This window comes from Plantactinospora sp. WMMC1484, assembly GCF_049315195.1.
Lineage (GTDB): Bacteria > Actinomycetota > Actinomycetes > Mycobacteriales > Micromonosporaceae > Plantactinospora.
In genome coordinates this window covers 2,477,411-2,489,848 of record NZ_CP186055.1, presented here as the reverse complement: position 1 = coordinate 2,489,848, position 12,438 = coordinate 2,477,411, and the positions used below count along the sequence as shown (strand labels likewise).

Sequence of the window (12,438 nt, the reverse complement as noted above, 5' to 3'; positions counted from 1 at the left end):
TGCTGCTGGGCTGCACCGGCACGGCCGGACCAGCGCCGAGGCGTGGTCACGTCCGGGAAGAGGCAGCCGGGGCAGAGGTCCCGCTCGCGCCGGCACCGAAGACGTGCTGCCGACCCCACGCGCCGAGCGGTTCCAGGGCCGCGTTGAGCGAGACACCGAGCGGGGTCAGCGAATATTCGACCCTCGGCGGCACCTCGTCGTACACCTCCCGGTGCACGATGCCGTCCGCCTCCAGCTCGCGCAGGTGCGAGGCGAGCACCTTCTCGGTCACGCCCGGTACCAGCCGGCGCAGCTCGCCGAACCGGCACACCTGCTCGCCGAGCGCCCAGAGGATCAGGACCTTCCACTTCCCGCCGACCACCGCCATCGCCGCGTCGATGCCGCAGACGTACCCGCCCGGCGCGCTCGGCCTCGTCACCGTCGCCACGGTCGCACTCCCCCGGCCAGCTCGCTTTCCCCCGGGTAACCACCCACAACGAAGTGCGTACTTGAGCGGCCCGGGGTACGGCGGCACCGGGTCCAACCTCGCGATGATGGTCGCGGCCAACGACACGCTGCGGCGTACGGCGCAGGAGCAGGGCGTCAGTGCTGAGCTGTTGCAGCCGTACCTGACGCTGATGGCGCGCCGGCTCGCCGACGGCCACGGCGCGGAGAGCGGAACCGGAGTGGTCGACCTGCTGACCGGCTGACCCGGCCCCGATAACCGATCTGGCAGACACCGAGGGCCCGGCCGGAACCGGCCGGGCCCCACGACTGTCTCTGTCGGGATCTGGGCAGCTACTCGCCCGGTGTCGACTTCGCGATCTGCATCAGGAACTCGATGTTGGTCCGGGACTGCTTGAGCCGGTCCAGCAACAGATCCAGTGCGGCCTGCGAGTCGAGCGAGTGCAGCACCTTGCGCAGCTTGTGCGTGATCGCCAGTTCCTCCGGGGCCAGCAGGATCTCCTCCTTGCGGGTGCCGGAGGTGTGGATGTCGATGGCCGGGAAGACCCGCTTGTCGGCGATCTTCCGGTCCAGCTTCAGCTCCGCGTTGCCGGTGCCCTTGAACTCCTCGAAGATGACCGTGTCCATCACGGAACCGGTCTCCACCAGGGCGGTGGCGAGGATGGTCAGCGAGCCGCCGTTCTCGATGTTCCGTGCCGCGCCGAGGAACCGCTTCGGCGGGTAGAGCGCGGTGGAGTCGATGCCGCCGGACATGATCCGGCCGCTGGCCGGGGCCGCCAGGTTGTACGAGCGGCCGAGCCGGGTCACCGAGTCGAGCAGTACGACCACGTCGTGGCCGAGCTCGACCAGGCGCTTGGCCCGCTCGATGGCGAGCTCCGCGACCGTGGTGTGGTCCTGCGGCGGGCGGTCGAAGGTGGCCGCGACAACCTCGCCCTTGACCGAGCGCTGCATGTCGGTGACCTCTTCGGGCCGCTCGTCGACGAGCACGACCATCAGGTGGCACTCGGGGTTGTTGTGGGTGATCGCGTTGGCGATCGCCTGCAACACCATGGTCTTACCGGCCTTGGGCGGCGACATGATGAGCGCCCGCTGCCCCTTGCCGATCGGGGTGACCAGGTCGATGACCCGGGTGGTCAGGATGTGCGGCTCGGTCTCCAACCGGAGCCGCTCCTGCGGGTAGAGCGGGGTCAGCTTGTAGAACTCGGGACGCCGCTTCGCCTCGTCCGGGTCCATCCCGTTGATGGTGTCGAGCCGCACGAGCGGGTTGTACTTGTCCCGCCGCTGCTCGCCCTCCCGGGCCGCCCGGACCGCGCCGGTGACCGCGTCACCGCGACGCAGGCCGTACTTCTTGACCTGGGACATCGACACGTAGACGTCGTTCGGGCCGGAGAGGTAGCCAGTGGTCCGGACGAAGGCGTAGTTGTCGAGAACGTCGATGATGCCGGCCACCGGGACAAGCACGTCGTCCTCGTTGACCTGCGGCTCCCGGCCGCCACCGCCCTCGCCGTTGTCCGACCGGTCGCCACGGCCACGCCGCCGGTCCCGGAAGCGGCTCCGCCGACTGCGCCGGCCGCCGCCCTCACCGTCGTCGTCGCCGTCGTTGTCCCGGTCCGCCGAACGCTGCCCGCGGTCGCCGCGCGACTCACCGCGCTCGCCCCGCTCGTTGCGGTCACCCCGCTCGTTGCGGTCACCCCGGTCACCCCGGTCGTTGCGGTCCCGGCCGTTGCGCGACTCGCTCCGGTCGGCACGTTCGCCGCGCTCGCCACCGTCGCTCCGCTCGGCACTCTCACCGCGTTCGCCGCGCTCGGACCGATCCGCACGCTCACCGCGCTCGGACCGATCCGCACGCTCACCGCGCTCGGACCGGTCGGCCCGCTCACCCCGCTCCGCCGGAGCCGTGTCGGTCTCCAGCTCGGAGGTGGCGGCTCGGCCGGACGACCGGCGGGACGACCGGGCCCGGCCCTCCCCACCAGCGGGCGCCTGCTCGGCGGCCCGATGCTCACCGTCGGGCCGGTCGGCGCTCTCCCGCACGTCGGCCCGGACCTCCTCGCGGGCCGGAGCGGACGCCGCCGACACCTCGACGCGGGGCCGCGGCGCACCTCCACCCGCGGTGTTGGTGGCACCAGCCTGCCGTTCCGAGATGGCGGCGATCAGCTCGCCCTTGCGCATCCGGGCCGTACCGGAGATGCCGAGCGACGCGGCCAGGCTCTGCAACTCCGGCAGCAGCATCGCCGACAGTCCGGTGCCGGTCCGCCGACGGCGGGTGGCGCCTGCGGTGGCTTCGCCAGCGACGTTGGAAACATCCGACGTCACGTCGGTGGTGTCGCTCAATGGATTCCTTCCCTCGTAAGGCCGGGGCCCGCCCGTGGCCGGAAGTGCTGGCTGGCCGGGCGGCCTCGGTGCACCCGCCTCGCGTGACGCGTAGCGGGAGTCTGTAACACAGCAGCCGGTTGGTTTCCCGACCCACCAACATCGGTGGGCAGGTCTCGCCGCCTGCGGCGACCTGTGGAAACTGCGGTGCGGCGTAGACCTAGGCAGGGGTGAGACGGGCTGACCGCCGAGAGCTTCGGGGGTGCACCGACCCGCAGGAGTCGCATTGCTTCGCGGCTGTGCTAGGTCTAGAGCGTAATCAACTCTTCCGACCTGCGGCAACAGGGTCCCGCTCGGCGTGTCCCAGTCTACCCCCATCGACCCGGGCCCCGGCTACGTCTATCGGTAACCTTTGCGCGGTCCAACCCATTCCCGCGTCGAATTCCTCGTCGGCGCCGGTCAGCGCCAGGATCGACGGTCCCGCCCCACTGACCACGGCCGGCACACCAGCCCCACGCAACTCGGCCAGTCGGGCCGCCGTCGCCGGCATTCCGGCCGCCCGGTAGTCCTGGTGCAACCGGTCCTCGGTGGCCGCGAAGAGCAGCGCCGGAGCGGCGGTCAGGGCGTGCACCAGCAGGGCGGCCCGGCCGGCGTTGCGGGCCGCGTCCGCGTGCGGCACCGTCGCCGGCAGCGCGGCCCGGGCCGTCGCGGTCAGGCCCCGCTCCTCCGGCACGAGAACCGTGGCCCTGATCTGCGGCGCGACCGGCAGCCGGACCGCCCTCGCCGGACCGGCCGGATCCGTCCAGGCGATGGTGAAGCCCCCGAGCAGGCAGGGCGCGACGTTGTCCGGGTGGCCCTCCAGCTCGGCCGCCAGTCGCAGCGCCGCCGCGTCGTCGAGCTGCCGCATCCCGTCCACGACCAGGGCCCGGGCCAGTTGGATGCCGGCGACGATCGCCGCCGACGAGGAGCCCAGCCCGCGTGCCTGCGGAATCCGGTTGACGCACTCGACGGCCAGTCCGGGCGGCTGCGCACCGAGCGCGTCGAAACAGGCCCGCATAGCCCTGACGACCAGGTGGTCCTCACCCGCCGGAAGCTCCCCGGCACCCTCCCCGGTGACCTCGACCCGGCAACCGGTCGGAGCCGTCCACGCGCTGACGTCGTCGTAGAGCGCCAGTGCCAGACCGAGCGCGTCGAAGCCCGGACCCAGGTTGGCGCTGGTCGCCGGCACCCGGACCCGGACCGGCTCGGAAACGAATCCCCCTGCTAGCGAAGTGATATCACAAGGATATCCACCAGCCGGGGGCGCAAGGAAGGGCCCCCGCTTATCGCTTCCGGTAGAGGAAGGGCCCCCGGTTAACGCGTTCGGTGGCGAGCTCAGGGCAGCCGTGTCTGGTCATCGGCGGCACCCCGGCCGCGGCGCGACCACGGATAGCCGACCGTCCGCAGCCGCTGGAGCAGCCCGCGCGGTCGCAGGTCGAAACCGCCCCGGCCGTTCGGATCGAAGGCCAGCGCGGCATCGACCTCGGCGGGGAGCCGGGTGCCGAAGGTGACCCGGCCGTAGGGCCACCAGGGGCCACCGGCGCTGGCCGCGAGCAGGTCGATCCGGGCCTCGTTCCGGGCGGCGAGCTCGGCCACCCCGGCCAGGGAGCAGCCGAGCGGACGACCGGCGCGGGCCAGCAGATAGACCCGCCGGCCACCGAACCGGTACGCCAGCAGGCTGCCGTACGGCCCGGCGAAGTCACAGCGCGGCAGCGGCAGGTGCCGGAGCACCGGCGGCCGACCGGCGCTGGAGAGCAGCAGGTCGACCGCGCCCTCGGCACCGTGCAGCCGGAGGGCGAAGCCCAGCACGTCGGGCCAACCCTCCGGAGTCGGGATGCCCCGGGAAAGCCGCACCGTGCCGGCGTACCGGCCGGCGCCACCGGCCAGCGGACCGGCGAGCGGCCCCCAGACCTCGACCTGGCCGGTGAAGGAGAGCCCACGTGGATGCAGCAGGCGACCGCCGCGCCACCGGGCGGCACGGCTGGACGCTCGGGAGCCCCGGGACTCCGGAATCGTGTCGATGGGCTCTGGATACCCACCCTCCGGCCGGGCAATGCACGCCGCGGCCGACCGAGCCGAGCCCCATCAGACCCGTCGGGCCGACGGGCCGGGGCGGGACGGCCGACGGAGCGGCCAGACCGACCCGAGCCCGGCCAGGCAGACCGACCCGAGCCCGGCCAGGCAGACCGAGCCCGGCCAGGCAGACCGACCGAGCCCGGCAGGGTCAGCCGGGCTGGTTGACCGGGCGGGCGACCGGCTCCGGGTTCTCGTCGTCGGAGGGGTCGAGCCGGCGGGTCGCCACCCACCAGCCGATCGCGTACACCAGGGTGGTCAGGCCGCATCCGGCCAGCACCACCCGCTGGTCGACGTGGTCCACCACGCCGGCCACCACGAGCTGGCTCAGCGCGATGGCCACCGTCGCCAGCATCATGTCGGTGGCGAAGACCCGACCCCGCAACCGGTCCGGCACCTCGGCCTGCAACGCGTAGTTGGACATCACCCAGTTGCTGCCGCCCGCCAGGTGCGCGACGAAGACCAGGACCAGCACCAGCGGAAACCACCGGGTCACCGACACACCGAGGTAGCCCAGCCCGTACAGCGACATCGACAGGGCCAGTCCGGTGAGGAGCCAGGAGCGGTGCTTCAGCACCCGGCGCATCAGCAGCGGACCGACCAGCGCGCCGGCGCCGCGTACCGCGAAGAGCAGGCCGGTGCCGATCGCGCCGACCCCGTAGACCGCGGCCAGCAGCGGGAAGACGGTCAGCACGCCGTTGCCGAGCCCGACCGCGCTCTTCACGGTGACCAGCGCCAGCACCCGGGGGCGGCGCCCGATGTAGCGCACCGCCTCGCCGAGCGCCGCCCACGGGTGCGGCGCCGGCAGGTCGTGGTCGCGCGGCTGCTGCAGGGGACGGCGGATCAGCCAGGTCAGGCCCGCGGCCAGCGCCAGGCCGCCCAGGGCCACCCAGAAGCAGGCGTACGGCCCGATGACGGCGGTCAGCACACCGCCGAGCGAGGCGCCGACGATGCTCATCGTGCCCCACGCCGAACCGGCGACCGCGTTCGCGGCGGCGAGATCCTCCGGGTCGACGATGTTCGGCAGCGCGGCCTGCGCGGCGGGCGAGTAGAACGCCTTGGCCACCGCCACCGTGCCGACCGCCACCAGCGCCAGCCAGGCGGTGCCGGGCGAGCGCACGCCGAGCAGCAGCACGATCGCGGTCACCGCGACCAGGTTGGACGCGATCAGGATGCGCTTGCGGTCCAGCCGGTCCGCGACCGTTCCGGCGTACGGCAGCAGCAGCGCCAGGATGCCGTTGTCGGCGGCGAGCACCAGCGCTCCCCACACCCCGCTGCCGGTCAGCTCGGGAAGCAGCACCAGCAGCGGCACCATGATGAACCAGTCGGCTCCGAAGACGACGAGTTCGGCGGTGAAGAGGCGGCGGAAATCCCGGTTGCGGGTAAGGACTGAAACAACGGGCGACACGTACCGGAACCCTACCCGGCCGCCTGCGGGCCGGCGATCGACGCCGACCGGCGCGGCCCCACCGGCCCCACCGGCCCGACCGGCGGTCGGCGTCGATGCTGTCGGGCGTTGTCAGTCCTCGGCCGGCGGCAGGGGCGACCTCCGGCTCTTCGGCAGTCGGAGCACCTCGAACTGGTCGGTCCCGTCGATCAGCGCGCCCGACGGGGCGGGACGGGCCGGCACCGGCCCCGGAGACCCGCCGGCCGGACGGGCCGGGGCACCGCCGGTCTGCCCGGCGCCGACCGGCACCGGCTCGCCCGCCGGTACGCCCGCGGTGCCGGCCCCGTCCGCACCGTCCCGCTCCGCACCGTCCCGCTCCGCACCGGAGCCGCCCCGGAGCCGCTCCTTGGCCCGCTCCACCATCGTGTAGAGGGTCGGCACCAGCACCAGGGTGAGCAGCGTCGAGCTGATCAGGCCGCCGATCACCACGATCGCCAGCGGCTGCGAGATGAACCCGCCCTCACCGGTCAGCCCGAGCGCCATCGGCAGCAGGGCGCAGATCGTCGCGATCGCGGTCATCAGGATCGGCCGCAGCCGGCGCCGTCCGCCCTCGATCACCGCCTCGACCACGCCCATCCCCCGGGCCCGGTACTGGTTGATCAGGTCCATCAGGACGATCGCGTTGGTCACCACGATGCCGACGAGCATCAGCACGCCGATCAGCGCCGGTACCCCCAGCGGGGTGCCGGTGGCCAGCAGCAGGCCGATCGCGCCGGTCGCGGCGAACGGAACGGAGACGAGCAGGATCAGCGGCTGGACCAGGCTGCCGAAGGTGGCGACCATGATCACGAAGACGATCGCGATCGCGGCCAGCACCGCCAGCCCCAGGTCGGCGAAGGCCTCCTGCTGCTCGGCGCTGACGCCACCGATCTCGAAGCTCGCGCCCGGCACGTCGATCCCGTCCAGGCGTTCCCGCAGCTGCGTGGTGGTGGCACCCAGGTTGGAGCCGGCCGCCGTACCGCTGATCGTCACGCTGCGCTCGCCGTCGATCCGGGTCACCGCGACCGGTCCCCGCATCTCGGTGACGTCGGCGATGTCGTCGAGCGTGACCACGCCACCCGGTCCGGGCGGCCCCACCGGCATCGCCCGGAGCGCCTCGATGCCGGCCGGCGGCTGCCCGGTACGCAGCACCACGTCCTGCTGCCGCCCGTCCAGCGCCACCTGCCCGAGCGGGCTGCCCCGGAACTGCTGCGCGACGAGCTGCCCGACGGCCGCCTCGGAGAGCCCGAGCCGGGCGGCGGCGGCCCGGTCCACCGTCACGTCGATCCGCGGGGCGCTCTCGGCGAGGCTGCTCCGCACGTCGGTGACGTCCGGCACCTCCGCCATCGCCTCGCGCACCTGCTCGCTCGCCCGGGTCAGTACGGCGGTGTCCGCGGCGCGGACGATCACCTGGATCTCGTCGACGGCACCGCCGCCCGGTCCACCGCCACCGCCGAAGCTGAGCTCACCGACCCCGGCCAGCCGGCCGAACTCGGCCCGGAGCGCCTCCTCGACCCGCTCGGCGTCGGCCTCCTCGTCCAGCGCGACCGAGAAGCTCGCCTCGTTGGCGCCGCCACCGCCGGCGAACGGGTTGCCGCCGCCCCCGCCGACCGTCACCTGGTACGACCGCACCCCGTCGGCGCGGGAGAGCACCCCCTCGACCTTCCTGGCGGCCGCGTCGGTGGCGGCCAGGCTGCTGCCGACCGGCATCTCCTGGCTGATGTTCAGGGTGTCCTGGCCGGAGTCGTCCAGGAAGTTGGTCTCCAGCCGGGTGGAGAGGACGAAGGTGCCGACCAGCACCACCAGGCCGAGGGCGACGGTGAGCCAGCGCCGCCGGGTGGCGAACCGGATCACCGGCAGGTACCCGCGCTGCAGCGGACTGCGCAGCTCCTTCTCCTCCGCCGCCCGCCGGACCTCCTCCTCGGTGGCGCCGCCGCCCGCCGGCCGGAGGAACCAGTAGGCGAGCACCGGGACGATGGTCAGCGAGACCAGCAGCGAGGCGAGCAGCGCCACCGTGACGGTGATCGCGAACGGTGCGAAGAGCTGCCCGACGAAGCCGCCGACCAGGACGATCGGGGTGAAGACGGCGACGGTGGTGAGGGTGGAGGCGACGACCGCGCCGGCCACCTCGCGTACGGCGCCGAGGATGGCGGCGCGCTTTTCCTCGCCGTAGCCGAGATGCCGTTTGATGTTCTCCAACACCACGATGGAGTCGTCGACCACCCGGCCGACCGCGATGGTGAGGGCGCCGAGGGTGAGCAGGTTGAGAGAGTAGTCGGCGACCCAGAGCGAGATCAGCGCCACCACCACCGAGAGCGGGATGGAGACCGCGGTGACCAGGGTGGAGCGGATCGAGAGCAGGAAGACCAGGATCACCAGTACGGCCATGACCAGGCCGAGCAGGCCCTCGGTGGTCAGGCTCTCGATCGACTTCTCGACGAAGGGCGCCTGGTCGAAGACGACGGTGAGGGTGGCGCCGGAGGCGGTGGAGAGCTCGTCGAGCCGGTCCCGGATGTCGTGCGAGATCCGTACCGCGTTGCCGTCCGGGCTGGCGGTGATCATGATACCGAGGCTCTCCGCACCGTCGGTGCGGGTGAACGAGGTCGGGGCGGCGAGCTGCTGCTCGACCGCTGCCACGTCGCCGAGCCGGACGGGCTGACCGCCGGAGCGCGCCGGCAGGTAGATGCCGGCGAGGTCGTCGACCGAGGTGATCCGGCCACCGACCTGGACCGCCCGGGTCTGGTCACCCTCGGCCAGCGCCCCGGCCGGAATGGTCACGCCGTTGGCCCGCAGCGCCTCGCCGATCGCGGCCGGCGTGACGCCTGCCCCGGCCAGCCTGGCCGGGTCCGGGGTGATCACCACCTGTTCGTCGCGGGCACCGGTCACCTCGACGGCCCGAACGCCGTCGATCGACTCCAACTCCGGTACGACGGTCTGGGCGAGCCGGTCGGCGAGGACGCGCTCGTCGCCGTTGCCGGCCGCCGCCAGCACCACCGCCGGCAGGTCGTCGGTGCTGCCGGCGATCACCTGCGGCTCGACGCCCTCCGGAAGCGGGGTCCGGTTCAGCGCGGTCTGCATCTTGTTGACCGCGTCGTCCAGATCGGTGCCGAACTCGTACTCGACCTGCAGGGTGGCGCTGCCCTCCTGCGAGGTGGAGGTGACCGTGGTCAGCCCGGCGATGCCCTGGATGCTGTTCTCGATCGGCTCGGCGACCTGCTGCTCCACCACCTCCGGTCCGGCACCGGGGTAGGGCGCGACGATGAAGGCCGCCGGAAACTCCAGCGACGGCAGGAGCTGCTGCTTCAGCGACGGCACGGCGTAGACGCCGAAGCCTGTGATCACGATCGCGATGAGCGCGACGAGCCCTCGGTTGGCGAGACTGAGTCTGGCGAGGAAGGACATCGGCGGCTCACTCCTGAGATGATCGAGTTGGCGCGAGAATGCTCTTCGCGCGAGTTCCGACTCGGCGCGGCAGGGAGAGTCTGCCTGACCCGGAACGCGGCCCCGGCCCCGGGGCGCTCGGCCAGCCTGCGTGACGACTCAGTCGAACGGCAACCCCTGCTCAGCACATTCTCAGCTCGCCGTACCGCCCGGATCGTGCCCCGCGGTCAGGCCAGGTCGAGCGCGCGGGCCGCCGTCGGCACGTCGTTGCGGATGGTGATCGGCGAGGGGGCGGTGGAGATCGCCCACTCCGGGTCCTTGAGCCCGTGCCCGGTGACGGTGCAGACCACGGTGGAGCCGCTCGGCACCCTGCCCTCGGCGGCCTGTTGCAGCAGCCCGGCGACGCTGGCCGCGCTGGCCAGCTCGACGAAGACGCCGACCTCCCGGGCGAGCAGCCGGTATGCGGAGAGGATCTCCCGGTCGGTCACCGCCGCGATCAGCCCGCCGGAGGCGTCCCGGGCGTCCACCGCCTTGGTCCAGCTCGCCGGGTTGCCGATCCGGATCGCGGTGGCGATGGTGGAGGGCTCCCGGACCGCCTCGCCGGTGACGATCGGGGCGGCGCCGGCGGCCTGGAAGCCGTACATCTTCGGCCGCCGGGTGGCGTTGCCGGCCTCGGTCTCCTCCGAGTAGCCCATCCAGTACGCGGTGATGTTGCCGGCGTTGCCGACCGGCAGGCAGTGGATGTCGGGGGCGTCGCCGAGCGCGGCGACGACCTCGAAGGCGGCGGTCTTCTGCCCGTGCAGCCGGTCGATGTTGACCGAGTTGACAAGCGCCACCGGGTAGTCCAGGGCCAGCTTGGCAGCGAGCGCCAGGCAGTCGTCGAAGTTGCCGTTGATCTGGAGCAGCCGGGCGCCGTGCACCAGCGCCTGGGCCAGCTTGCCCAGCGCGATCTTGCCCTGCGGCACCAGCACCGCGCAGGTGAGCCCGGCCCGGGCCGCGTACGCCGCCGCCGAGGCGCTGGTGTTGCCCGTGGAGGCGCAGATGATCGCCTTGTTGCCGGCCTCGACCGCCCGGGAGACCGCGAGCGTCATGCCACGGTCCTTGAACGAGCCGGTCGGGTTGGCCCCCTCCACCTTCAGATAGACGTCACAGCCGAGCCGGGCCGAGAGCACCGGGGCGGGCAGCAGCGGGGTGTTTCCCTCGTAGAGGGTGATCACCGGCGTGGCGTCGCTGACCGGCAGCCGCTCCCGGTATGCCTCGATCAAGCCCCGCCACATCTCGCTCTCCTCGCCTCGCGCCCGCCCGGTCGTCACCGGCGGCGAACAACTCTGCTCACCACGGTGACCCAGCGTCGCCGATCCCCCGCACCGGCACCAGCCGGTAACCACCTGACGAGACGGCGGACCCCCGGATCGTTACCGGCCGCCGCCCTCCACCCGGAGCACGCTGGCGATCGACCGGACGATCTCCAGCCGGCGCAGCTCGTCGACGGTGGCGGCGAGCGCGGCGTCCGGTGCGGCGTGCGTGACGATCACCAGGACGGCGTCGTCGCCCCGGCCCACCGCGCCAGCCGCACCGTCGGCCGGGCCGCCCGGGGCGGGGGCCTGCCGCACGGTCGCGATCGACACGTCGTGCCGGGCGAAGACCCCGGCGACCGCGGCCAGCACGCCGGGCCGGTCGGCCACGTCGAGGCTGATGTGGTAGCGGGTGACCGCCTCGCCCATCGGCCGGATCGGCAGCGCGGCGTAGACGGACTCGCTGGGTGCGCGTACCCCGGCGAGGTTGTTCCGGGCCGCCGCGACGATGTCGCCGAGCACCGCGCTCGCGGTCGGCGCGCCGCCCGCCCCGCGCCCGTAGAACATCAGTTCACCGGCGGCGGCGGCCTCGACGAAGACCGCGTTGAAGGCGTCGCCGACGCTGGCCAGCGGGTGCCCGACCGGGATCATCGCCGGGTGGACCCGGACGCTCACCGAGTCGGCGCCGGTCGAGTCCGGCCCCCGGGAGGCGATGCAGAGCAGCTTGATGGTGCAGCCCATCGCCTTGGCGCTGGCCATGTCGGCGGCGGTGACCTCGGTGATGCCCTCCCGGTGCACGTGCGCGGCGGTGACCCGGGTGTGGAAGGCCAGCGAGGCCAGGATGGCCGCCTTCGCGGCGGCGTCGAAGCCCTCCACGTCGGCGGTCGGGTCGGCCTCGGCGTAGCCGAGCTCGGTCGCCTCGTCGAGCGCCTCGGTGAAGCCGGCACCGGTGGCGTCCATCGCGGAGAGGATGAAGTTGGTGGTGCCGTTGACGATCCCGGTGACCCGGGTGATCGTGTCGCCGTGCAGCGACTCGCGCAGCGAGCGGAGCAGCGGGATGGCTCCGGCCACCGCCGCCTCGTAGTAGAGGTCGGCACCGCCCTCGGCGGCCGCATCGTGCAGCGCCCCGCCATCCTCGGCCAGCAGCGCCTTGTTGGCGGTCACCACGCTCTTGCCGGCGCGCAGCGCCTCGACCAGCCAGGTTCGGGCCGGCTCGATGCCGCCGACGACCTCGATCACCAGGTCGATGTCGTCCCGCTTGACCAGACCGAGCGCGTCGGTGGTGAAGATGGCGGGGTCGACCGGCAGCTCACCCCGGTCCCGGCCGGGCCGGCGGACGGCGATCCCGGCGAGCTGCAGCGGCGCGCCGACCCGGGCGGTCAGGTCGGCGGCCTGCTCGTGCAGCAGGCGGACCACCTCCGCGCCGACGGTGCCGCAACCGAGCAGGGCGAGACGGACAGGCTTCGTCAA

Annotated in this window: 9 protein-coding genes; 1 reads left to right on the top strand and 8 read right to left on the bottom strand. The window is 73.0% G+C overall.

The window, feature by feature from the left end:
* Positions 1-46: 46 nt before the first annotated feature.
* Positions 47-418 (bottom strand): winged helix-turn-helix transcriptional regulator, encoded by a 372-nt coding sequence (locus tag ACN28C_RS11040; RefSeq protein ID WP_422773399.1) that lies wholly within the window; start codon positions 416-418, stop codon positions 47-49.
* 70 nt (positions 419-488) lie between these two features.
* Here ACN28C_RS11040 and ACN28C_RS11035 point away from each other — a divergent pair, with 70 nt between their 5' ends.
* Positions 489-689, top strand: a complete 201-nt coding sequence (locus ACN28C_RS11035) for a hypothetical protein (protein WP_422773398.1) — start codon at positions 489-491, stop codon at positions 687-689.
* Between the two features lie 88 nt (positions 690-777).
* On the opposite strand, the gene rho is transcribed toward ACN28C_RS11035, so the two are convergent.
* The 7 genes from rho to ACN28C_RS11000 form a co-directional block, all read right to left on the bottom strand.
* The gene (rho, locus tag ACN28C_RS11030) at positions 778-2,775 is read right to left on the bottom strand and encodes a transcription termination factor Rho (RefSeq protein ID WP_422773397.1); all 1,998 of its coding nucleotides are present in this window, start codon (positions 2,773-2,775) and stop codon (positions 778-780) included.
* A gap of 298 nt (positions 2,776-3,073) precedes the next feature.
* Positions 3,074-4,030 carry a homoserine kinase gene (gene thrB, locus ACN28C_RS11025; protein WP_422774616.1) on the bottom strand — a complete coding sequence of 319 codons (957 nt, stop codon included), beginning with the start codon at positions 4,028-4,030 and terminating at the stop codon, positions 3,074-3,076.
* Between the two features lie 98 nt (positions 4,031-4,128).
* Positions 4,129-4,647, bottom strand: a complete 519-nt coding sequence (locus ACN28C_RS11020) for a hypothetical protein (RefSeq protein ID WP_422773396.1) — start codon at positions 4,645-4,647, stop codon at positions 4,129-4,131.
* Positions 4,648-5,017: 370 nt separating this feature from the next.
* Positions 5,018-6,274: an MFS transporter gene (locus ACN28C_RS11015; RefSeq protein WP_422773395.1), complete on the bottom strand. Its 1,257-nt coding sequence runs from the start codon at positions 6,272-6,274 to the stop codon at positions 5,018-5,020.
* Positions 6,275-6,385: 111 nt separating this feature from the next.
* A complete protein-coding gene (locus ACN28C_RS11010; RefSeq protein ID WP_422773394.1) occupies positions 6,386-9,694 on the bottom strand; it encodes an efflux RND transporter permease subunit in 3,309 nt (1,102 codons plus the stop codon).
* A gap of 206 nt (positions 9,695-9,900) precedes the next feature.
* A complete protein-coding gene (gene thrC / locus ACN28C_RS11005; protein ID WP_422773393.1) occupies positions 9,901-10,950 on the bottom strand; it encodes a threonine synthase in 1,050 nt (349 codons plus the stop codon).
* Between the two features lie 138 nt (positions 10,951-11,088).
* Complete coding sequence (locus ACN28C_RS11000) at positions 11,089-12,438, bottom strand: homoserine dehydrogenase (RefSeq protein ID WP_422773392.1); 1,350 nt, start codon at positions 12,436-12,438, stop codon at positions 11,089-11,091.

What these genes read in the sequence shown, in the direction of transcription:
- ACN28C_RS11010 (WP_422773394.1), bottom strand. Translation starts at nt 9,694, where the DNA reads ATGTCCTTCCTCGCCAGACTCAGTCTCGCCAACCGAGGGCTCGTCGCG.
- thrC (WP_422773393.1), bottom strand. Translation starts at nt 10,950, where the DNA reads ATGTGGCGGGGCTTGATCGAGGCATACCGGGAGCGGCTGCCGGTCAGC.